This is a genomic window from Agarivorans sp. D1326 (genome assembly GCF_056958115.1).
Map to the genome: position 1 here is coordinate 136,825 of NZ_JBTWEN010000008.1, position 23,354 is coordinate 160,178.

The following is a 23,354-nucleotide window of genomic DNA, read 5'->3' on the forward strand; positions in this document are numbered from 1 at the left end:
GCTTAGCCTCTCACCGAATTACGACGATTAAAAAACACCGGCACGGTGTCATCACAATGCTCTTCTTCGCTATCAGCATCGCTTTGGCTCACCTTAACCAGTACACAGCTCACGTTATCGCTAGCGCCTTTTACCAGTGCTGAATGCATTAAAGCCAAGCCAATATCAGAGACGCTATTTGCTTGCATGCACATGGCTAAATCGGTGTCGTTAAGCTCTTTAGTTAAACCGTCTGAGCACAGTAAAAACTGATCGCCAGGCAATAGCTGACCAGAATTTTGGTCAACGGTGAGTTCATCACTTACGCCAATGGCGCGAGTAATAACATTTGAAAGAGGGTGATCTTCCGCTTCAGACTCAGGGATTAACCCCTGCTCCACCATGTCCATTACTTGGCTATGATCGCGGGTTTTACGCTGTAGATGATTTTGCCGCATCAAGTAGATACGGCTATCTCCCACCCATAAGCAATGATAAAAACCATCGCGCACATGCAGTAAAACAGCGGTACTGCCGGCGGTCTTACCATCCAAGTGTTGCTGCGAAAAATTGATGATTTGCTGGTTAGCTTGCAACAAGGCCTTACGTAAACAATCGATGCTTAAGCTGGCTGCTGGGGTTTGCTCAACACACTGCTTAACACTATCAATCACCATTTGGCTAGCAACATCACCTGCTGCATGTCCACCCATGCCGTCGGCTACTACCCATACGCCTTCTTCACGTAAATCAAGCACTGCATCTTCGTTGTAAGGGCGAACCTTGCCAGGATGGGTTTGCGCAAAACTAACAAAAAATCCATCCATCAGAGTTGGACTAGCTACCATCCCCATTGCTCCCATTGACCATCTAACATGGCTGAAAATTGGCTTACTAATGGCAAACTTTCGCTCACCAAACTGCACTCAGGAACTAGCTCAGAGCCACTAGTCCACCAGATGCAGTAACGATCTAAACGCTTACGTAATTGCTGATGCAGTAAATGTTCAGCGCTAATCGCCTGCTCACTTTGCAACACTAATTGCTCGCTCTGCTTAGCATGGTTAAGCAACGGGTTGGCGGCTTTGATGCCATCTAACCAATCCAGTTCTGCCACGCTTTCTGCCCAGCGAACCACGTCGGTATCATCATCCAGCAGCTTTAATACTTTTTCTTCGCTTAGCTCGCTCCACTCACGTTGCTGCCATACATCAACCGGTACTTGGTTAATCGGTTTGGCCATAGTGAAGTAAAAGTGTCGGCCTACTTGGTCAACACTAGGCATTAAGGTGCCTGCAATAGCAGATTCACCACATACCCCAGCGGAGAGAGCAAAGTGCCAAATAGGACTGGTTAGGTAACAATCTAACCAACGCTCACCTTGCTGCTCACGACTTACTGCAATAACGGCTTGCAACCATTCACTCCAGCTGGCAACAAAATCACTCGGTAAATGGCTTTGAATAAAGTCACCGCGTGCTGGCACTTTGCCAAAATAACCAAAACCGTTTACAGCGTTACTGGACATGAGAACCTCGCTAAGTCTTTAGACCAGAATGGGTGCATAGCGGTTGTTGGAATCAACTCCAACTGCACTTTGTTCCCCTTAAACTCAATATCCAACACGTTATCTTTACGTGAGTCAGGGCGCTGCTTAGCTAAACCATCAAGCATACGGAACAAGCCCCAATGCCCTGGGTAAGTCTCTGAAATAGAGTGACCTGATTTAGGCGGCACAAAGGCTAAACGGGTACTACGGCTAGAGTCGGTTGGCCAAATAAAGTGAGAGGTACGCTGCGGACCATGGCGATATACCAATTCTTGTTCGCCCAACTCAACCCGGAAGTTATTAATGTGGCCATCTAAGTAAAGCGGCTTAAGGCCAAACTCCACCCGTGGCGTTTGCGAGCCAGGCTCAAAAAATACGTCGCGAATACGGCGAGCTTGTTGGAACACTTTTAGTGAGCCTGGGTCGATGCCTACCGAACGCTCTAACTTCCAGTTACGTTTGCTGGTATCTACAGAAGACTTCAAGTAACGCTCAAAGAAGGTATCCATTGTGCCGCCATAACCAAAGAAGCGACCAAAGTCTTTTAAGCGAACTTCATCAGCCGCTTTGCTATCAAAGGGATACTTTCCACGAATCGCTGCGCGATATTCTTTGTAAACACTGTCTTTCCAAATAGCATTAACATGTACCTGAGCGCCACGTTTAGCCAACGAAGAGGTTTGACTAGAAAGCTCGCCTAGCATGGTTGAAAACGGCGCGGGTAAATCTTTGCGAGAGCGACGTAACGCACTAGTAACCGCAGCTTGGCTGTTGTCATCCATCAAACTGGTGTAAGCCCGTTTGTTGTTTGACTCAGACAATACTTCTAGATAGTCACGCAGTTGCAGTAAAGAGACATGCATGCCTTCTAGATCGGCTTCGCTAATGTTCAAGAAGTCTTCAAATTCTGCTTCTACTTCAGCGCCTGGCAAGGCCAATTTTGCCTTCGACATATCGTTTGGTAAGAAACGGTTAATCCGTGCTTTTTGATTCTTCAAAGCGACATCAGCAACGTTGCCAGCCACTTCACCGGCCATTTTTGTGTTATCACTCATTGCCACTTCGGTGAGACGTAACTCTTTCTGCACCGCCAGAATAAAGCTTTGCAGAGGTCGCTCAGAGCCAGTTAAATTCTTAGCTAGCACTGCGCCATCTTTCGCTGAAGCGTAAGGGCGGAGTTGCACGTCGGCCAGCAATTGCTCCCACTCAAAAACGTAATCACGGAAGTAGCGTTCACTCACCGCTTTAACCACTTCATCACGAGTTGCTTCATCTATCGATAAGCTGTCGCCGTATACCCAGCTGTCTTCCATCAAGCGTTTTACAATGCGGTTATTTTCAATGCGGAACAAACCGTGGAAGCCGCTGTAGGTATAAAGGCCTGGAATGCCTTCGTGTAGAGGCTCACCACTATTGCGGATGAATACTTGGCGACCTTGACGACCAAATACATCACTCAATCTAAAGTCAGCTACGTGGCTAGACAAAAACTCTATACGTAAACGTTGATAGGCACGTTCGGCCAAAGGCATACGGGTTAACACGCTACGCGCCTGAGCAATCGCGTTGTCATTAACCGGGATAAGGTTAATTCCTTCAGCAAACAGGTTTCGAGTATGGGCCATTAAGTCTTGGCGAAGGCCTTGGTTAATTTCACCCGGTAAACGGCGCTCGTAAAAAATCTCAAACCAGCTATATATTTGTTCAATTTCACGGTGCTCGGCATCGTAAATCATCAAATAGGTTTTAAGCGTTTCGTAGAGGTACTCGAGGTATTCTTCGTTCTCGGCCAGCTCATGAGTAAGCGACTCAGTTAAGTAGGTCGCAAAGAAGCCTTGTAATGCTCGCTGATAGGCCATTTGTGCCGGTTGGCCAATTTTTTCCCCCTGATAAAGCCCCATGCGATGAACATCTTCATTCACCAATTGCTGGCTAAAACCAGCTGGTAAATCGCGTAATGCATTAAGTGCCTGAACTAAGGTAATTACGTCGGTGTCGGTAGACAAACCGGGTTTAACAATGGCCTTATACTGATCCACTGCGGCTTCGCTGGTATCAACCAATTGTTTGTTCCAACTGTAACTGTTGTACCAAAGCAAACTACAGGTAAGTAAGCTAACCACGCAGCCACCAGCAACAATGCGTCGTGTCCACATTGAATGTTTTTGGTGGTGACGATTCACCGAACCTACAAACTTTTCTGGGAAAATTACGTCTTCAAGCAAACGCTTAATGAAGTAGCCCTTAGTTTCTCCACCTTGCTGTTTTAGCGGAACTTGCCCTAAACCTAAGCCATTTGAGGTTTCGGCCATAACCCGGTCAATCGGTTTACCCTCTTGGGTGGCACTAGCAATGTATAAACCGCGCAACATCGGCGCTTCTTCAAAGGCATTTGGCGAGAATATTTCTTTTAAGAAATCATCAATGCTCGATTGCAATAGATGCATTTGCTTAGGGAATTCGTACATTAAAGTACGCTTATCTATATCGCGCTCTTGCTGTAAACGAACGTTCAAGCGAGTTTGAATGCGTTTCAAAAGACCGTGGAACTCACGATTAAATAAACCCACTACGCCAGTGTCAGCATTCTCAGCAGTAAGCGGGAAAGTAATTCCCCAAATTTGCTCACGTTCGTTAGCGTTTAAGTCGGCGAAAAATTCACTAAAGCCGGCAATCAAGTCAGCTTTAGTAAGCACCACATAAACCGGGAACTGCATACCTAATTGGTTCTTAAGCTCCTGAATACGTTGCTTAATCGCACGCGCATGTAAGTTGCGCTCGGTACGAGTTTGTTGAATTAGGCTAGCCAAGCTAACGGTAACAATTGCGCCGTTAATCGGACGTTTAGTACGGTATTTTTTAAGTAGACCTAAAAAACCTAACCAAGCTCGAGAGTCTTTAGCGCTGTTGCTGTCTTGGGTGGTATAACGGCCAGCGGTATCAATAAGTACCGCTTTGTTTGTAAACCACCAATCACAATGGCGGGTACCACCAACACCAGCTAATGGGTCATCACCTAGCTTGTCTTTTAGTGGAAACTCTAAACCTGAGTTTTGCAGCGCGGTAGTTTTGCCCGTGCCAGGAGGGCCGATCATAATGTACCAAGGAAGCTGATATACCCCTTGGCCCTTAGCCAAACTTGAATTTTTAAGTACGTCTAAAGCGGTAACCACGCGCTCGCGTAAGGTTTCTACCTCACGACGGCTTTCTTCGTCATCGCCATGCTCATCTTGACCATCGAGTAACGATTGCACCGCTTCTTGATTTTGCTTAGTGCTACGAACGTGCTGCCAAAACTGATAGATAATGCAGATTAATGCCAGCGTAATGATGGTGAACCATCGAGCACTGGCGCTACCTAAAGGCTCGGCACCTGCAATCGCAATCAATGGCCCACCAAACCAGATCAAAAAGGCCAGCGCCAAAAAACCCAGCAAGGTGATTGCCCATTTAGATTTAAGCATTTGTACTAAGCGTTGAAAAAACAAACTGTTAAACATTTCTCAATCCTTTAAGTTTGCTTAATAAAGCAAATCAATCTCTACTCGACGGTTCAACGCACGCTCAGATTCGGTGTTGTTACTCGCTCGAGGATCTGAATCACCTCGCCCTTCTGGCCATAAGCGCCCTTGTAGCAAGGTGCCTATCGACATACTGTTAGCAACGGCAGTGGCGCGAGCCAAAGACAAGTGCCAATTTGAAGGGTAGCGACTAGTGAAAATAGGTTGGTTATCGGTGTGGCCGGTAATCAGCACTCGACCAGTGGTGGACTCAAGCGCCCGCGATAGTTTTTGCAGAACAGGAACTACCGAAGACTTCACTTCGGCGCTGCCAGGGCTAAATAGCTCACTTGAGTTGATGGTGATTCTAATCCGGTCACTCAGCGGTACAATTTCAAGCAACTGACGGTCTACTTCAGTTTGCAAGCGCTGTTGCAACATCAATACTTGTTGTTCATCAACTTCAGCAGTATTGGTGGTGGTGCTTTCCCAGCGGGCTAAGGTATTAATTTGGTTGAAAACTTGGTCTGAGTAGCTGTTAATGAAATAGCTACAAGCCATATAGATAGACAACAGCAATACACCAAATATTGCGGCAATCACCCAGATAGGTAATCCGCCATTAGCTTCACTGCCGATGCTGACACTGGCTTGGCTTTTGGGAGAAAGCTCAATATCGGCTTCGCCATGAATAGCTTGTAAACGCTCAAAAGCCTGCTGGCGATATTCTTCAAGCTTGTCTTGGCCGCGTTCTTCTACGCGCATTTTGCCAACAAAACCGAGTGACAAGCACAAGTATTGCAGCTCAAGCAACTGAGGTTTGGCGTGCGGTGCAGCAAGGTTTTCATCTAACAAGGTAAAGAAGTGTTCACCGCCCCACGTTTGCGAATGAAACGTAGACAACAGGCTATCGCTGGCCCATACCGACTGGCCACCCCAGTTGGTGTTCAATACTGTTTCATCAATAAAACAACATACGCAGTAACGAGAAGCTTCGATAATTTCGGCACTCACCTGCTGGTGACGTAAGTTGGCTTCGTAGTCACGAATTTTATCGATACAAACCTGACGCAATGAAGCGATATCACCGTGTTTTACGGTGCAACGAATCTGTCCCACCATCGACAAAAGTGCACTAGCTTCATCAATCAGCGGGTTATCGCCAAACTTTGGCAATTGCACACCACGCTCTTTGTTTTTAGAAGGCGTAATCACTACGGTGCATTCAGCCTCTGCTGCTGAAGCTGCAATTTTGCCCAAGTCGCTTACTGGCTTATTGCCACCGCGACTCCCTGGTCGAGGCTTCATTACTGTCGCTTCTGACATCTTATTTCATCCTTGGAACATTAATTACTGGCTAATTGCCCAAATTTGCATTTCAAGCTCGGGATAGTTACCCGACAGATGGATGGCTACGCCACCACTGGCACTAAGCCGTGACCAGTAATCGTTGCTTTTATCCAATTTGAAATAGTGAAAGCCGGCGTGATATGGAATTTGTCGCGGCGCTACCGGTAAGCCAATGGCAGAAATACCTGGCAATTGGTTATTCACCAAATCTCGAATGTGTTCAACCGGTCCGATTTTCACTTGAGCAGGGAAGCGCTTGCGCAATTCATCCGGGCTGATGTTGGCGTTTACCGCTAACACGAATTCGGCGCGTTCTAATAAACCTTTGTCTTGAACTTGGGCGATTCGGATACCGTAGTTGGTTTCGTCCAGTGCAATTTGTACTGCCGTTTGCTCCAGTACCATGCTCATAAACTGGTTAAGCACCACCATCACATCGCCAAATACACGAGTGAGTTCATCGTGTTGATAACCTGGAAGTTGTGGAGCGCGTTTATCTTTGCTAGAAAAAGTGGCTAGCTCGCCCGCCAAACCAGCTAACTCCTGGAACAACCGTTCTGGGTGTAAGCCGTTAGTTGCCAAGATATGAGCAATCAATGCGTCGTAACGGTTTAATAACTGCAACATCAAAAAATCTGCTATTGAGCTGGCACTGCCCTGGCCTGCGCCAATACGTGCAGCTAAGGCTTCGGCACGTTGGCGTAACATGCCATGCACTTCGGCCAGTTGTTGCTTAAGCACCGAGTTAGCTTGTGCATTTAAACTTGCGGGAATAAATTTCTCGTCGAGGCTAACTTGCCCCTCTTCCGAAACTTCAATGATCTTAGCGATAGCTAAGGTGTCGTAGCCCGATAAGTTGTCACTTTCTAACTTAAGCTCAAAGCCAGCCTGGGCTAGTTGCAACACTTCCACCGCGTCGTTACCAATGTTGGTATCTACCACCTCATGATCAACAAAACGGTAGCGAGTCACACTACGACCTTGTGCCGATACATTCAGTCCATTGGACTTTTCGGTAGGTAACGCCAAATACACCAACTGATCTCGAATACTGCTGTCCAGCGATAACGCTTCAGGCAAAGGATCACGAGTGGGGCTAACCATTGCCGCACCATCTTGCAGACACGCGCTAATACTACTTAAGCCGAATTTACCGTTACTTAATAGGGAGCGGTCTACACTTAGCTCTGTTACTCCCCAGTAGTAACTGGATTGCTGCAACAAATTCTGCTGCAACTGAAAATTCAAACTGCGTTCTTGCTGCTGAAAGTGTTGAGGACGCAAAAACATCCCCTCGCTCCACGCGACACGACAAAAGTCACTCATGTTTAATCCCGAAATACTGCTTATGGATTGCCAACAAATACAGCGAGCTCACCTACGTGAACATCAAAGGTTTTGTAATTAGTAGGGTCGACAGTGACCACTTCACGCCAGCTGGCGGTGTCAATGTCTCGGTAGGCGACAAGCACGCCGGCATAACGAACGCCAGGCGATAAAGAAAGCTTGTATTCAAATTGGCTACCGGGTTCAAATTCAAACTCGGTGCGATTGATTAGATCAGGGCCAAGCACTTGTGAAGCGTCATCGTACAAGGCGAAGAAATCTTGGCTATCAAACAAGGTGCGTGAAGACAGCTCAAATACTTTAACCACTACAGGCGAAGCTCGGCCGGTGATATCTGGGTTAACATTGTTGGCTACATGAAACTGTAGCTTTGAATATGGTTCGACTACGTAGTTGGCTACAGTACAGCCCAACATTGACATACTCAGTAGCACACTAAGTACTAATTTCCCTACTTTGCTCATCGTTGTCCCTTTTGCTCTATGCTTTTTAAGGTTGATTCATAAGCCTTGGCAAAATCTTCCATGTAGAAGGCATTGCTGTTTTGGCTAAACTCATTTTCCAAATCACTGTAGATCGAACAGTAACGGTTCCAGCTTTTATGCTTTTCAATTGCCGAATACATCTTGGCAATTCCTTTGGCGTTCTGATCTTTGGATTCTATCGATTTAGGGTCGAGCAGCTGCATAACACCTGCTACTGCACCTTCAACCCCAGATAACAGCGCATATTCATGGCGCTCTAAATCGATAAACGCTTCTTTAACGGCTCGTTCTGGAGGTAAAAATCCAGCCGTTTTGCGTTGTAATAAGTTATGAATGGCATCTTCGGCATTAGTAGAAAACTTAAGCGGGTTGTTTTCATTCCTTCTGAAAGTCGTTTGATTGATGCGACTGTTCTCTTTAAAGGCTGCGCGATTGTGTAAGGTATTCATGATGCCATCAAGGGAGTCGCGAGTTATCACGCCCAACTGATGCCACCAACGTACAGGGTTATCCTGAGAAACTAGCTCGGGAGATATTCCCATTCCTTCCAAAAATGCGGCCAGATGAGCTTGCTCATCTGCGCTAGAATACTGTGGTTTAACGGCAGCTGCAGGCGCTGCCGGAGTAGCTTGCTTGGTAGTAGCAGCTGCAAAAGCGAGTGGATCATTGGCCATTGTATTTACTACTGCAGCAACTGGCTCTGCTACCGCAGGCTGCTTAACTTCAGGAACAGCAGCACTTGGCACGGCAGCTGGTTGCGGCGGAGCGCTAACGGCAACGGGTTCTTGTGGAGCGGGACTGGCAAACAAAGCATTCCAATCTTCCGGAATGCTGGACTGCTCATCATTCATCGATTGTGGCAATGCAAAAGCGTCATCAAGATTGGCATTAAGCTTAGCGTCTAAACTACTGCTGTTGTTTGCAATAGGCTCTGGTTCAGCCAATACACCAAAATCTTCTTCAAGATTAGTTGCTGGCATTGCAGCTGGAGCTTGAACAGTAGGAGCAGCTGTGGCTACCTGAGCAGAACTTGGCGCTTGCTGAGCAATAGCTTGAGCGGATATCGCCACTTCTATTTCGTAGTCGCCAATCGCTAAGGTATCACCGTCGTTAAGCTGATAAGGCTGGTCTTTTGCTAAGGCCTCTACCGAGCGGTTAACAAACACCCCATTGGTAGACGTATCGTATAGCCAAAACTGCCCATTGTTTGACTCAATGCGGGCGTGACGACTAGAGATAACTCTTTCTGGATCGAGCAAACACCAAGAGCATTGGCTTGCCCTACCAATGGTAATAACTGACTCCCCTGACGTAGTAGAGAGGGTCTTCTTCTCTTCCACACCAGAGGTAAATCTGTGATAACTAATCACAGATAAACTCAAATTCATAATCTTCCGTCCCTTAGAAGTCTTTTTATTTTGAGAAGAACCCATTCCCTCAAAAATACTAGTGATTTAGATATCACTAGAAAAAGAGCCGCTATTATTACACTTAATAAATAATCCAATCAATAGAGATTATAATAATTTTAACAATAAAATTTTTCTGGCTTTCTTTGTGTTTTGATATTTTTATTGTTAGCATCCAAGCCTTTGTTTTAGCTGCATTGAGTGTCGGATTTCTTTACAGTGAACAAAAAACAAACAAACGCAATAGTCATTTTAAATAACATGAATATTGTTCTTGTATGGCTACAAGTAATTTAAAAGTAATATAAATAACAAAATATAAAGAATTCTAAATAAACGGTAAAATTTAATTAATATATTTGTCATGCATTATTAAAGTAATGTATATGGCTAGCGAATTAGGGTAGTACTCATGGATGATGCAAACAAAGATCAAGCTGCTTCGCCAAACACCAAGGCTGAAAATAAAACTGCAAGCTCAACGGCATCAGATAAAACCGTTGTAAACAACACCGAAACAGCAACAAGCAAAAAAACCAATGCACGCTCCAACAAAGAGCAAGTGATAAATCGGGTGATTAAAAAGCGCTACCAAATCGAAGACCTAGTGGGTCATGGTGGTATGTGCGATGTTTACCGAGCAAAAGACTTGTTGCTAGAAGCAGCTGGTGACAGCCAACCTTATGTAGCCATCAAATTGCTGCAGAAAGAATTTCATGACCAACCAGATGCTGCTCGAATTCTTATCCGAGAAGCACGCAAGACTCAGCGCTTAAGCCACCCAAATATCATCCGAGTACATGACTTCGGGGTAGATCAAGAAGATTACTACCTAGTTATGGAATGGTTAGATGGGCAAACACTTGATGAAGTCATTAAAAGTCATCGCCCCAATGGCCTTACCTTTAAAAGCAGCTTGGCGCTACTCACTCAGTTAACCTCGGCGCTTCGTTATGCCCACCAAAATGGCGTAGTACACGCCGATTTAAAACCGGGAAACATCATGTTATCTCGAGATGGCACCATTAAGATTTTTGACTTTGGTGTATCTCGCGCACTCAACCTGAATGCCGATCAATACGCTGCCGACAAACCTGAAGAAACTTCACCAGTTAGCGGATTTACACCAACTTATGCCTCGCCAGAGTTGTTAGATGGCGCCGCACCAAGCATTGCAGACGACGTATTTGCGTTTAGTTGTATTGCCTACGAGTTGTTGTCGAGTAAACACCCCTTCAATCGCAAAACCGCTAACCAGGCGGCTAAAGAAAACATTACTCCTAGTAAGCCAAAGCATGCGCCTTTGTTACGTTGGGGTAAGTTGAAGCGCGGTCTCAACTTCAATTTGAAACAACGAGTAACCGATTTAGACCAAATCGAAAAAAGCCTTACCCAAAGCTTTTTAAAGCCCAGTTTAAGTGTGATTGCCATTGTTGGTGTTGCCGGTGCGCTCAGTTATGGTTTCCAACAAATGGATGGTCAGCTAAAGCATAGCCAACAAGAATTAAGCCGACTACAGCGGGAGAACTCAGCCAATCAAGACTTAGTGAGCTTAAGCCCGCAGCAGTTTTTGCCTATGCTAAATACCATTCCGGCAAAACAGCATGTGCCAAAACAAGCCTTGCTAAGAGACAAGCAACGTTTGGTGATCGATTTCTACGAGAAACAAATCGACGATTTACTTAATAATCGCCAAAACGCTTACCCTGATTATTACGCTATCCAATCTTTGCTGCAGGAAGTAAACCGCATTTACCCAGATTCATACAGCTTGGCCTTAATTGCTGAAGACGTGAACCAAGGGTGGATGGGCACGGTTGAAGCATTGGTTCAGCGACTCGACTTACATTTAGAGCAAGGTCGTTATCAACATAGTGAAGATGGCGATGACGTTTACACGATTTACCAAGATTTACTGCAAGTGAGAACTGACTACCAGTTTGCGCCTAACGAAAAATCTGAACAGGTATTTACTCAGTTATTTGATAAAGCGGCCGACCAACTTGATGTGGTTGCATTAGCGCAAATGATTGAAACAGGTGAAACCTTCTTCGCCAACAGCGAACAACAGCAAGAACGTATTGCTCGAGCACTTGAGCTAAAAACTGCCATTGCAGCTATGGCTAGTTACAAACAAGCTATCGCCGATGAGCAAGAAGCAGAGTTTCCCTATCAAGCCGCTGAAGTATTTTACCAAAACCACTTTAGCCAATTACAAGAGCGTATCAATGGCCTTACTCGTGTGAAAACCCTAGATAAAATGGCCAAAGAAGTAGACAGCATGGCAAAAGACTTGCCCGACGATTTTTCTCACTTAGTTGAAACTCGCCAAACAATGGCCAACAAATACCTTCGCTTCTCTGATTACTTGCTGAAAAAACGCCGCACCAAAGAAGCTGGCGCAGTAATGAAGAAAGCCCAAGACTTGATGACGAAGGTGCAAGATGCACGAGTGGCAGATAATGCCTAACAACGCTGTTGCCCGTTAGTTCAAAATAAAAAGGCCGAGAAATCGGCCTTTTTTCATTTCGCTGCGCCCATGTCTTCTCTCATTTCAGCCAAAGCTAGAGCCCTTAGCTTCGTTAGCTATCTGCGGATAAAAGCCATTACCTTTTAATGGTTTACGAAAACAACTACCCACTAATGCACCTTTCAGAATGTAGCCATACTCAGGTCTTTTAACATGTATAAAAGGTGTTCAAAAACGCGAGAATGCTCACAGCACACCCCAGTTAAATTATATAATAATACAATTGATTCGGAGAGACGTTATTAGTAACTAAAGGGACTACCTATGCGCATACAAAAAAAATTAGCTTTAAGTGCCACCATGTTTACCGCTTGTTTAGCTTTTTCGGCTCAGGCCTATGTTCAAGATCCGCAGCTTACCGAGTACCGTGCAGATAAAGGTAAAAGCTCGGTTTGGTTGTCTCATGAAGACTCAAGTGGCGGCTTAGGTGATGTTGGTAGCTCTAAAGATAGTGCCTTTGGTGATGAGGGTTCTTCTCGCTTTCGCTTTAAGCGAGACGTATCAAACCATGACTTCAACTCTAAACCAGGCTTAAGCCAAATTGTTAGTGGTTTACCTGCCAATACCGATATGAGCTTCTCACTTTATTACTGCGACAAAAAAGGCGCTAACTCTCCTACTCAATTACACTTTGGTGTTCGCGAAGTGATCCCCAATGCTCCTTTGGCAGGCACCGTGTTAGCAGATGCTAAAGCGCACGTAAAAGACCTAGCACTTGCGCCTCAAGGCGATAATAAAAAGTGTTTCAGACAGGTCGCGGTAGATTTCAACACTGGTAACAATACCCAAGTGGAGATATTTAGCTTATTAGAAGTCGACACTAGCCAAGAACTTAGCTTAGACAAAGAACTTGAAGTTCGAGTCGATGGGTTCGCAATAGAGAAAAAGTAGCCTCAATATTCTAAGCATAGTGACGGCGTTCCTCGCTAAAGCCATCACTATGCTTATGCCAGATCTTCTCCTCAAAATCCCGCATACATTTGATAGTTTTAGTCGCTCAATGAAACCGGTTACAGATGTTTTATCACATCAGGTAATGTTTATTCATTTAGAAAAACGCCATTTGTAAGATCCTGCTCACAAGCCATTAACAATTACACCGATCAAGGTCACAGACACTTAACCTTAGGTGGTGATTTTGTAGCCGCCGCTGGAAAATTAAAGTGAGAGAAACATTCAGGCTTTAGATTTAAACAACTGAAATAAAACAAAAAATCAGATTTATAACCCTTTTTTAGCGGCTGACTACGAGTTAGCACAGCTAATCAAACTAAATGCGAGAGATATATGGACATACAAAAACCGCAACTCAGCCTGCTACGCTGCGCACTCATTGCTGGAGCAAGTTTAATAGCCAGCAATGCTTACGCTGCAGGAAAGCCAAGCATACCTGTTGATGGTAAACGCTTATTTATTTTAGGTCAGGACCAAGTCTCTATCGAGCAATACATGGCTGACCCTTCATTACCTCGACCACATGGTTTTACCATGTACACCACCCTCACCCGCGGGGCGACCGAAGACGTCACCAACTACTGTTTTAAAGGTTTAGATGGCTTAAAAAACCTCGACAACTACAACTCCAATCAAGCCCAAGGCTGTGCCGATAATGAGCGCCGGAACCAATGGGGATCAGGCGTGCAAAACGCGCAATGGGTGATTGAAAACTATCAACCTGAAGTAGTAGCACTTGGCATGTTTTGTCCTGGAAACGCGCAAGCACCCAGCTTATATAACGACGGCGCTTATGACGACCTGTTAATTGAGTTAGCGGATTTTTTTAAACATCACAATGAAACCGGTTTCTTTTTGCGAACCTGTTACGAATTTAATGGCGATGCCCATGGTTTAAGCTTCGAACATTTCCGCGGCATCTTTAAACATGTACGTAGCTTTTTAGACGCCCAAGGGGTAACTAACGTCGCTCATGTTTGGCAATCGGACGCCTACCACGGAACTGGACGCCCGAGTAATCAGGCCCTTGGTAACACCGAACAGGGCTATTGGCCCGGTAAACAATATGTAGATTGGGTGGGGGTATCGCAATTTAACAGTGATATTAACGAAGAAGCAGAGATTGCCGAAATTGAGGGCCTACCGTTATTTATTGCTGAAGTTACTCCACATGGCGATCTAGGTGTGCAATACGACTACAAGCTTCCCTTCAATTCGAGTCAGCAAGTTGCTCAAGGCAGTGCTAACCCAGTAACTATTGTTAATAACCTCGATTGGTTTACTGAAAAAAATGCCGAAATCATGCGTACAGTCAATAAAGCATGGCATTACATCAACGCAGACTGGACCGCTCAACCGCAGTGGGAAAGTGCTGCCGACCAAGCGGGCGCTAACTTCTTTAAATACACTGACTCTCGTGTGCAACAAAACCCTGAAATTAAGCAGCACTTTATTGATTTAGTCAGTTCAGAAAATGGCTTTATTTTGGCAGGTGAGCAAAACAATGGTCCAGTATTCTCAAATTGTTCTGCACAGCCCAGCAGCCCAATTAACCAGGGACAAAATCTCAACTACAGCTGCACCATTGTTGATAGCCCAGAGGGAGTAAGTCTAGTTGACCTAAACATTAACGATATTGCCTACCCTAGCCAAAACCTTGGCAATTCAGTTTACAACTGGACTATCGCCGCTAGCGACTTACAAGCTGGCAGCAATAATCTAACGATTACAGCCGTAGACGCAGCAGGCTCTAGCAGTAACCACAGTGTTAATCTTGAAGTGATCAGTGCCAATACCCAAGTGGCTATTCAAGCCAGCGGCAATATCGAAATTGTGCGTGGCCAATCGACAGAAGTAACTGTGAGCGCTAGCGACAGTGATGGCATAGCCTCAGTTAGCTTGCTGGTAAATGGTCAAAGCCAAGCAAACTTGGTAGCAACTACCGCGCCCTATGTTTTTACTCTTGCCAGCCAAGTTGATGGTAACGATGTAAGCAGCATTCAAGCATTAGCCACAGATACCACTGGCGAAACCACTTTAAGCGAAGTAGTAAACGTAGTAATTAAAGATGCGCCTGTAGTAGAGCCAAAACCAGCTTTTGGTATTAGCTATGTAAACGACACCACCATGCGTGTTTACCATCTTGATGAAGGATGGACTGCGACTTGGAACTACTTATGTATTAACGGTGATTGTCGACCAGCTACACTAGAAAATGGCGAATACTACCGCGAGGTAAGTGCTACTTTAGGCCAAAGCTACGACATCGAATTTAAAGTACAAGATGCAGTACTGAGCCAATACATCGTGAGCGATACAGCAGTATTTGAACAAGGCACAAGTGGTGGCGAAACTCCACCTAGCAACCAACCACCTACTGTGTTTGTATCCGCTCCTAACGGTTCGCTAAACGAAGGTGATAATGTCACTATCACCGCAACAGCTAACGACAGTGATGGTTCGATAAACTCAGTCAACTTTTACCTTTCAGCACCAGGTGAAAATGAACAGCTGTTAGCCAGCGATAACGCTGCCCCTTACCAAACAAACATTACCAACCTAAGCGCTGGCACTTATCTATTGCGTGTTGTAGCCAGCGATAACCAAGCGGCCACAGCAAGCGACAGCACTAGTTTCTCGGTGAACACTAGCGAACAAACTGAAGAGCCTACGGAAGAATTTGGCATAAGCTATATCGATGACAATACCATGCGGGTTTACCATGTTGATCAGGGCTGGACGGCTGACTGGAACTACCTATGTATTAATGGCGATTGCCGCTCAGCAAACTTAGACAACGGCATCTACTATCGCGATGTTTCTGGTGCACTCGGCCAAAGCTACGATCTAGAGTTTAAAGTTCAAGACAATAGCCTAAGCCAATTTATTGTTGAGCGAAAAGGCGTAGTGTTTTTAGCAGGCAATACACCGCCTAGCAATCAAGCTCCAAGCGTTAGTTTAAGCACTAGCCCAAATACCGTGCTTACTGGTGAAACACTTGCTTTAAGCGCGACAGCAGAAGACCGCGATGGCAGCATAACAAGCGTAAGGTTTTACGCTGCAGCACCCAACGCAACAGAAAGCTTAATTGCAGAAATCAATAGCGCGCCATATACAACAACTATTAGTAATGTGATTGCTGGCGTTTATCAACTTCGTGTAGAAGCTAGCGACAATGATGGTGCCACTGCAGAAGATTCTGCAACAGTAGAAGTACAAGCAGGTAGCCAACCCAACATTAACTTAACTGGCCCTGCGACGATTAAGCAAGGCGAAGACTGGATCATTACGCCAAGCCTTGCCAACTGGCCAATTGCAGAAGGCGAGCAACACTTTCACTTAGTTATTGATGGCGAAGACTTAGGGCCTCAGTATTCAAGTGCAGCCATTACCATTAGTGACCTCGCGGTAGGCTCTCATACTGCAGTAGCAAAATTAGCCAACGCTGACCACAGCTTTACTGGAGTAGAAGCAAGTTTGAGTGTAAACGTTGAAGCCTTTATCAACGACACGGTAACTCTAGTTAATGACCCGGTATTAGGTAATTACTTAAGTGCAGGAAGCGATGCCAGCCAGCCAGGGCTAACGCTTTACACCTTTGATGTTGATAATACAGGTGCCAGCCAATGTAACGGTAACTGCGCCACCACCTGGCCTCCATTTATCGTGAACTCAGCCAGCGAGATTAAAGCCCCAAGTGGCGTAAGCGGATTAGGTGTTAGTGCCCGTCAAGATGGCAGTTTACAACTCACCTTAAACAATGAACCGCTTTACTACTTCTCTGGAGACAACAATCCAGGCGATACCTCCGGCCACGGCATTAATAGCGTATGGTGGGTGGCAGATTTGCCTAGCGCAAGTTTCGCCGACAATACTTGGCAGAAATCGGTAGTGCCAGCCTGCGCAGATATGTACAGCGGAGGCTCTATCCCTATCTATGGTTACCATATCTATACTCAGAATAACCAAGTGATCTTCCAAGCGGGCTCTGAACTCGCCAGCAAAGTATGGGGGAGCAATGCCCGTACGGTATTCTTCCGCAACAATAGCGAAGGCCGATTAAAACTGCTGGGCAGTGTTGAAGCTACGCGTAACGGTGACAGCGCAGCCATGACCGTGCCTAGTGATTGGCTCACTGGCAACAGCGTTTACTACGTGTCTTTTGAGCGCCTAGTCACACCACTAGAAAATGAGTTAGGTGATGCGCTTGCTTATCACGACAGTGCCTTATATGGCTTAAACAAAGGCTGCGTGAATGGTGCTTACACCGGTGAATCAGAAGACTTTGCCGGCTGGTTACGCTTCCAACACCCACAGGGATTTTTTAACGACCATAACGTATTTAACGAGCGTATCGATCCCGTCAACCAAAGCGCTGGCCATTTTAAAAATGTTCCACGTTTCACGATTAGTTTGTTACAAGACGAACCCGGTAAAGACTTGCTGTTCCAAGTGGATTTAACTTACGAATCCTATTCAACTCTCGACTCAACCATTGATATTACCTGGTCGGGCATTGAGGGTAGTGAAGAACGCGCCGGCGGCGGTAGCCCTCGACATTCATTAAGCAATCAATGTGCACCAAGCGATGCCAATGGCAACATCGCCATCTGTAACCTTGGTCAAGATCTGTCTTATGGCCAAAACATTGACTGGGAACTACGCGTTATTCCAAAAGACAGCGCCGACTTTAACCTTTACACCCAAATGCTTTACTACGTGAAAGGCCATGGTTGGGCAAAAGAATCGAGCGATCCACGCGCCTTACTCGGTGGCGAGGCAAGTATCGATGCCTTTGGTGCCAACGAGTTTGAACGCGCAGCCGCATTTATGCAGCACGAGCACACTTCATCGTTAAAAGTCGTTCGAGACTTTGTTGAACAACACGAAGACTTACGTGTAAACATCGGCGACGATGTTAACCCCGGCTTTAACACCTGTGAAAGCTGCCATATTAACGATGGCCGTAGCCAGGTGATCTTTGATGTGCCCAATGTTGGGCCACGTATTGCGCCGCCACTTATTGGTTTGGGTTTGTTAGAGCAAGTTAACTTTGCCGGTAAAGCAGGGTTTGGCTGGGAAGGTAATCGCGCCACGATTGAAGACTCTGTGCGTTTTGCCCTAGCAACCGACTTTGGCGTGAGTAACCCTGACGCCACTATGGTGGAACGCCTCACCAACTACAGCCAATTTGTTGGGGTGCCACAGCGGGATAAGAGTTTGTTGTTTGATGCCGATGTATTGGCCGGTGAAGAGTTGTTCAACAACGCTATGCAATGTAGCAGCTGTCATACCGAAACACAGATAACAGCCAAAGGTGATGTGATTCGTCCATATTCAGACTTACTCACACACGACCTTGGTGATGGCTTGTTTAGAACCGCGCCACTGTGGGGTTTAGGCCGCACCGCTGATGTTGCCGCATTTAGCATGGACATGATTGTAAATGGCCAGAAAAATGCTGCTCATGCGGTCGCTCAGCGTGAATCTCGCCCAGCCGACGAGAGCACGGTGCTATTTATGCACGATGGTCGCGCCAAAGGATTAGACGCAGCAGTGCGCGCTCACAATGGTGAAGCCAGCGCAGCACGAGAGGCTTTTGAAACGGCCACACCAGCAGAGCAAGAGCAATTGCTGAAGTTTTTGCGCTCTCTGTAGTGAGCATAATTTAAGCTAGCCCCCGTTTTTGCTTATTCACATCAGCAAGAGCGGGGCTTTTTAATAGGAGCATGTAATAATGCTTGCAACATCAAATAGCCGCCAGCCATTTCATAGCCAACCGCTAAGAGAGCGCCTAGTGAAAAAAATTGCCGTATTCGCCGATGTACAAAACATCTACTACACCTGCCGAGAGGCCTACGCAAAACAATTTAACTACCGTAGGTTATGGCAACAATTGCAAGAGCAGGGCAGCATTGTTGCAGCCTACGCTTACGCCATTGATCGCGGCGACAATCAACAACTTAAGTTTCAAGATGCATTAAAACACATTGGTTTTGATGTAAAACTAAAACCCTTTATCCAGCGCAGTGATGGCTCAGCTAAAGGTGATTGGGATGTAGGCATTACTATTGACGTGCTAGAGGCAGCACGAGAGGTAGACATGGTTGTGTTGCTATCTGGCGATGGCGATTTTGCCATTCTGTTGGACAAAATAAACCAAGATTATGATGTAGAAACACTGGTGTATGGTGTGCCTAGCCTTACCGCTCATGCCTTGATCAACTCCGCCAGTTTATACCAAGCTATCGAACAACCGCTGCTTCAATAGCAGCTCAATCCACTCGGCTTTTAGCAGTTTTCGCCGCTTATTCTTCCTAAGCGTCACCAACACTTCTGACAAAAAGTCCCTTTAGCGTGAAAAACTTGCTATTTTTTACCCAATTGTTCGCGTTTTCGGCTATTATCGCGCCCCCAATGCTAAAGCAGCAGCGGTAACACTATTATTTTTCCCTCGAAGAGGACGCCATTGTGAGCCAAACAGATTTTTCCACTCTTGCCCTACACCCCGATCTACTTAAAAACTTAGAGACTCTGGGTTATAGCTCAATGACGCCGATTCAAGCGCAAAGCCTACCGCTGATTTTGGACGGTAAAGATGTGATTGCTCAAGGTAAAACCGGCTCGGGCAAAACTGCTGCCTTTGGCCTAGGCTTGCTTAATGCTTTAGAGGTGAAACGCTTTCGCATTCAAACCCTAGTATTGTGCCCAACTCGCGAACTGGCCGACCAAGTGGCCAAAGAAATTCGCAAATTGGCGCGAAGCATTCACAACATTAAAGTGCTTACCTTATGTGGCGGCATGCCTTTTGGCCCGCAAATCGGTTCTTTAGAGCACGGCGCGCACATTGTAGTGGGCACGCCAGGGCGCATTGAAGAGCATTTACGCAAAGGTACATTACGTTTAGACAACGTGAAAAACTTAATCTTGGATGAAGCCGATAGAATGCTGGAAATGGGCTTTCAATCGGCCATTGATGCGATTATTAAGCTGGCTCCCAAACAGCGCCAAACCTTGTTATTTAGTGCCACTTTCCCCGAGCAAATCGAAAGTATTGCCAACAACATCATGCGCCAGCCAGTGCGGGTAGAAGTGGCCAGCACCCACGACAACAGTTCTATTAGCCAACACTTTTTTAAAGTAGATGATAATGAACAACGCATGCTAGCGTTGCGTTTATTGCTATTACAACATCGCCCTAAATCCAGCGTTGTGTTTTGCAATACCAAGCGAGAAGCTCAAGAAGTGGCCGATGAACTTAGCTTACTCGGTTTTAGCGCTTTAGCCCTACATGGTGATTTAGAGCAGCGCGAACGAGACCAAACTTTAGTGCAATTTGCCAACAACAGTGCAGCAATTTTAGTGGCTACCGACGTAGCAGCTCGTGGCTTAGATATTGACTCTTTAGATGCAGTATTCAACTACCACCTAGCGCGCGATACCGAAGTGCATGTACACCGCATTGGCCGAACCGGTCGTGCCGGCAGCAAAGGCATTGCCTGTTCTTTCTTTAGCGATAAAGAGCACTATAAAGTGGCCTTACTTGAAGACTACCTTGGCCGCAGCATTAATGATGAAGAGCTTCCATCAATGGCTTTGCTTAACAAAAAGCCAGCCGCTCCACTTATGGCTACCTTGCAAATTGATGGCGGTAAAAAGCAAAAAGTGCGCGCTGGAGATATTCTTGGCGCACTCACCGGTGAAAATGGCATTGCAGGCGCACAAGTAGGCAAAATTAACTTGTTTGATAACCGCGCCTATGTGGCTGTAGAGCGAGAAGCACTTAAACGTGCACGCAAAAAACTGGAAGACGGTAAAATGAAAGGACGCTCTTTTAGAGTTCGTCACCTGCCTTGCTAATAGTTGCCAACAACTCGCCAGTTTTTCCTGGCGAGTTGTTTAGGGTCTGTTGATCTTTGCTGATGGTTTTTGCAGCAATTTATTAGCCATTTAGGCAAGGCAGTGAGTGTGCAGTTAAGTGGACTTAATAATCACTCGCTAACGCTGAATAAATGGCTAAGAAATGCTACCCGAAGGGTTCGGATAAGCGAACTTTACTCTTTGTTAAGCACTTCTTGCTTAGCCCACTAGGCTTCTAAGTGCTCGCCGCGATTAAAGCCCGCTTATCTCGAACAAAATTTCAACACCAAAGATCAACAGCCCCTAATAAGTATTGTAATTAAATACTAGGCTGCCGCCTTTCAGCACACTGCCATAATTAAACAGCAAACCTATACTCACATTATCTAACCACCCTTCCCCGTAAGCGCCTGTTCCCATTAGCAAATCAAAGCCAAACTCGTAATAATGCGGTGTTTGAAAGGCCTCGTTAGTATTCCCCCCTAGATCTACACGCGAAGCAGAAAGCTGCCCGGCAAAAGAAATATCCAACATGCGCCCAATAGGATGAGAGTAATACAGCGTATTTCGCCAAGAACTGGCCGCAATGTCTACTTGGTGCGAGGGCACATCAGCGCCAAAGCTTTCACCGTACATATAAGCAAAGCGCGAACGGTACTTAAGTTTGTGTTTGGTCCAACGCTTTTGATACTGCAAGGCTAGACTGGGCTGTAACATCCAAGCGTTCAGCGAAAAGTTAGTTAACACCCCATCGAATAACGGCTGAAAAATCTGACTAATCGAATTGTTGTAAATGTACTCTTGCTCTAAGCGTCGGATACTGCCTCCCAACTCGGCAGTAAACCGCCAATTCTCAAGGCCATCCCAATGCGCACCGCCAGCTAAGAAGCCAGAATAAACTTTAAGTTTTTCATGGTCACGAGTGGGGTCTAACTCTTCGTACAAGGTGATATCGTGAAAACGTTGGGTATAACCCAAACGCCCGGTTGCGTAACTTTCCCACGCTCTGCCATGCCAAGGCAAAGCTAGCGTTAAAGGTAAAGTGATAGTTTTTAGCTCATTTTTCAGCCGGTTAGCGTCATCACCACCCAAATTGTCATCATCAATGGGAATAAAGCCTGAAGGGTCAAAGTTAACAAAGCCAATGGTTACCGTTTCACGGTCATGAATCACTGCATCGGCGGCAAAGGTACCTGCCAAGTTACGCTGCAATACTGGCAATATCTCATCTTCTAGGTGACCTTCTACCAATGCGGCTTGGCTATAACTTGCGGACAACAACAAGCTACCAGCAAGCCAATAGCGGCTAGCTTTCCGAATATTCATCCATGAATAAAACTGCAACGACGTCTCCTGTTTAACGGTGAGTAATTAGCGTTTTCGTTTATCTAAATGATAGCGCAGAGCCATAGCAATACAGATCCGCAACTCTGCCAAAGGCCATTCGGAGTCTAAAGGGAGCAGCAAAGCGCGCTGCTTTTGATAAACAAACAATCCCGGAAACAAGGTTTGGTAGCTGTTCACCAAGCTAGTTTTACAGTTTACATATAAACCCAAATACTCGGCCTGCTTGGCGTTCCATGCAACCCGTAAAGTACTGCCCGATTTACTTTGTTCGGTCACAAAGGACAGTTCTCCCCACTTTAAGGTTTCTAGCAGCTCCCCCACCCCTTCAGAACCTGCAGCAACTTCCAGTATCTCGGCCCTTAGCCTTAATACTTGTTGCTGCACCGCTGCAGGATAGCTTGAAATGGCGGCCTGTAATTCTGGCTTTAAGGGCTTATCCATTACCACTGCTTCGCTGTGTTTATCGCTCGCTGAAATAGCGGCCAAGAAATAAGGTGCTGCTGGTAACGCCCCGCGGCCCCTTCTAACTCGATGCCATAGTTGGCTAGGCGTAAAGCCATTACCGCATAAAAAGCATCTATAGCGCCGGCTTTATTAAAGGCAAAGCAGCCATCGAACTGCTGCCAAATCTCGCTCAAACGTGCTATTTCAGTATTAATCTCAGCAGATAAGCTGACTGGCCGGGCTTGTTTTTCAAACTGAAAAGGTAAGCCTTGGCGAATTGCCGTAAAGCCGGCATGTAGCTCCGCCAAATAGCTACGAGCTTGAGCACGCAAATCGATTTGAACAGGGTAAAGCTCGCCTAAGGCTTGTTCATTTATGTACTCACTAATGGCCAAAGAGTCATGAATGACCAAATCATCGACATGCAATACCGGTACGAGTTTACTGGGTGACAACTTAGCAAGTTGCTGCTGATAGCCCGCTTCACCAAGTGCGATAGCATTGCAGCTAAACTCAAGCTCTGCCAACTGCATACAAAGGTAAGCCCGCAATGACCAAGTAGAGTCTCGCCCGACAATGAGTTGATAATGTTGCGCCATA

General features: G+C 45.9%; 15 protein-coding genes. 5 read left to right on the forward strand and 10 right to left on the reverse strand.

The genetic code is table 11. The features are described from left to right. Window positions 1-2: 2 nt before the first annotated feature. The 7 genes from ACYFDN_RS15835 to tagH are packed head-to-tail and all read right to left on the reverse strand — an operon-like array spanning window position 3 to window position 9,598. Window positions 3-827, reverse strand: a complete 825-nt coding sequence (locus ACYFDN_RS15835) for a PP2C family protein-serine/threonine phosphatase (RefSeq protein ID WP_227981479.1) — start codon at window positions 825-827, stop codon at window positions 3-5. Next, the gene (gene tagF, locus ACYFDN_RS15840) at window positions 821-1,507 is read right to left on the reverse strand and encodes a type VI secretion system-associated protein TagF (RefSeq protein ID WP_483511880.1); all 687 of its coding nucleotides are present in this window, start codon (window positions 1,505-1,507) and stop codon (window positions 821-823) included. The genes ACYFDN_RS15835 and tagF overlap by 7 nt, the downstream gene beginning before the upstream one ends. After that, a complete protein-coding gene (gene tssM / locus ACYFDN_RS15845) occupies window positions 1,489-5,028 on the reverse strand; it encodes a type VI secretion system membrane subunit TssM (RefSeq protein ID WP_152783835.1) in 3,540 nt (1,179 codons plus the stop codon). The genes tagF and tssM overlap by 19 nt, the downstream gene beginning before the upstream one ends. A 21-nt stretch (window positions 5,029-5,049) precedes the next feature. Further along, window positions 5,050-6,354 (reverse strand): type VI secretion system protein TssL, long form, encoded by a 1,305-nt coding sequence (gene tssL / locus ACYFDN_RS15850; RefSeq protein ID WP_016399947.1) that lies wholly within the window; start codon window positions 6,352-6,354, stop codon window positions 5,050-5,052. 24 nt (window positions 6,355-6,378) lie between these two features. After that, the gene (gene tssK, locus ACYFDN_RS15855; RefSeq protein ID WP_152783839.1) at window positions 6,379-7,704 is read right to left on the reverse strand and encodes a type VI secretion system baseplate subunit TssK; all 1,326 of its coding nucleotides are present in this window, start codon (window positions 7,702-7,704) and stop codon (window positions 6,379-6,381) included. 20 nt (window positions 7,705-7,724) lie between these two features. Beyond that, entirely contained in the window at window positions 7,725-8,189 is a 465-nt protein-coding gene (gene tssJ, locus ACYFDN_RS15860) for a type VI secretion system lipoprotein TssJ (protein WP_016399949.1), read from the reverse strand. Then, entirely contained in the window at window positions 8,186-9,598 is a 1,413-nt protein-coding gene (gene tagH, locus ACYFDN_RS15865; protein WP_483511881.1) for a type VI secretion system-associated FHA domain protein TagH, read from the reverse strand. The genes tssJ and tagH overlap by 4 nt, the downstream gene beginning before the upstream one ends. Before the next feature lie 433 nt (window positions 9,599-10,031). Here tagH and ACYFDN_RS15870 point away from each other — a divergent pair, with 433 nt between their 5' ends. The 5 genes from ACYFDN_RS15870 (at window position 10,032) to dbpA (ending at window position 20,963) form a co-directional block, all read left to right on the forward strand. After that, window positions 10,032-12,089: a serine/threonine-protein kinase gene (locus ACYFDN_RS15870; protein WP_338623134.1), complete on the forward strand. Its 2,058-nt coding sequence runs from the start codon at window positions 10,032-10,034 to the stop codon at window positions 12,087-12,089. 324 nt (window positions 12,090-12,413) lie between these two features. Then, window positions 12,414-13,040 carry a hypothetical protein gene (locus ACYFDN_RS15875; protein ID WP_221077436.1) on the forward strand — a complete coding sequence of 209 codons (627 nt, stop codon included), beginning with the start codon at window positions 12,414-12,416 and terminating at the stop codon, window positions 13,038-13,040. A gap of 396 nt (window positions 13,041-13,436) precedes the next feature. Continuing rightward, window positions 13,437-18,761: a family 31 carbohydrate-binding protein gene (locus tag ACYFDN_RS15880; RefSeq protein ID WP_483511882.1), complete on the forward strand. Its 5,325-nt coding sequence runs from the start codon at window positions 13,437-13,439 to the stop codon at window positions 18,759-18,761. Window positions 18,762-18,900: 139 nt separating this feature from the next. After that, complete coding sequence (locus ACYFDN_RS15885) at window positions 18,901-19,374, forward strand: NYN domain-containing protein (protein ID WP_040306697.1); 474 nt, start codon at window positions 18,901-18,903, stop codon at window positions 19,372-19,374. Between the two features lie 200 nt (window positions 19,375-19,574). Beyond that, complete coding sequence (gene dbpA, locus ACYFDN_RS15890; protein WP_483511883.1) at window positions 19,575-20,963, forward strand: ATP-dependent RNA helicase DbpA; 1,389 nt, start codon at window positions 19,575-19,577, stop codon at window positions 20,961-20,963. Between the two features lie 303 nt (window positions 20,964-21,266). Here the strand turns inward: dbpA and ACYFDN_RS15895 are convergent, their stop codons facing one another. From ACYFDN_RS15895 to ACYFDN_RS15905, 3 genes are read right to left on the reverse strand one after another with little or no spacing between them, the layout of a single operon-like run. Then, the gene (locus ACYFDN_RS15895) at window positions 21,267-22,307 is read right to left on the reverse strand and encodes a Solitary outer membrane autotransporter beta-barrel domain (RefSeq protein WP_472589725.1); all 1,041 of its coding nucleotides are present in this window, start codon (window positions 22,305-22,307) and stop codon (window positions 21,267-21,269) included. 27 nt (window positions 22,308-22,334) lie between these two features. Beyond that, entirely contained in the window at window positions 22,335-22,751 is a 417-nt protein-coding gene (locus ACYFDN_RS15900) for a DUF1801 domain-containing protein (RefSeq protein ID WP_472589724.1), read from the reverse strand. Beyond that, window positions 22,751-23,353, reverse strand: coding sequence for a glutathione S-transferase N-terminal domain-containing protein (locus tag ACYFDN_RS15905; protein ID WP_483511884.1), 603 nt, complete (start codon window positions 23,351-23,353; stop codon window positions 22,751-22,753). The genes ACYFDN_RS15900 and ACYFDN_RS15905 overlap by 1 nt, the downstream gene beginning before the upstream one ends. Window position 23,354 lies beyond the last annotated feature (1 nt).

Bases quoted from the DNA above. Each gene is read 5' to 3' on its own strand.
- ACYFDN_RS15835 (WP_227981479.1), bottom strand. From the start codon at position 827: ATGGTAGCTAGTCCAACTCTGATGGATGGATTTTTTGTTAGTTTTGCG.
- tagF (WP_483511880.1), bottom strand. From the start codon at position 1,507: ATGTCCAGTAACGCTGTAAACGGTTTTGGTTATTTTGGCAAAGTGCCA.
- tssM (WP_152783835.1), bottom strand. From the start codon at position 5,028: ATGTTTAACAGTTTGTTTTTTCAACGCTTAGTACAAATGCTTAAATCT.
- tssL (WP_016399947.1), bottom strand. From the start codon at position 6,354: ATGTCAGAAGCGACAGTAATGAAGCCTCGACCAGGGAGTCGCGGTGGC.
- tssK (WP_152783839.1), bottom strand. From the start codon at position 7,704: ATGAGTGACTTTTGTCGTGTCGCGTGGAGCGAGGGGATGTTTTTGCGT.
- tssJ (WP_016399949.1), bottom strand. From the start codon at position 8,189: ATGAGCAAAGTAGGGAAATTAGTACTTAGTGTGCTACTGAGTATGTCA.
- tagH (WP_483511881.1), bottom strand. From the start codon at position 9,598: ATGAATTTGAGTTTATCTGTGATTAGTTATCACAGATTTACCTCTGGT.
- ACYFDN_RS15870 (WP_338623134.1), top strand. From the start codon at position 10,032: ATGGATGATGCAAACAAAGATCAAGCTGCTTCGCCAAACACCAAGGCT.
- ACYFDN_RS15875 (WP_221077436.1), top strand. From the start codon at position 12,414: ATGCGCATACAAAAAAAATTAGCTTTAAGTGCCACCATGTTTACCGCT.
- ACYFDN_RS15880 (WP_483511882.1), top strand. From the start codon at position 13,437: ATGGACATACAAAAACCGCAACTCAGCCTGCTACGCTGCGCACTCATT.
- ACYFDN_RS15900 (WP_472589724.1), bottom strand. From the start codon at position 22,751: ATGGATAAGCCCTTAAAGCCAGAATTACAGGCCGCCATTTCAAGCTAT.
- ACYFDN_RS15905 (WP_483511884.1), bottom strand. From the start codon at position 23,353: ATGGCGCAACATTATCAACTCATTGTCGGGCGAGACTCTACTTGGTCA.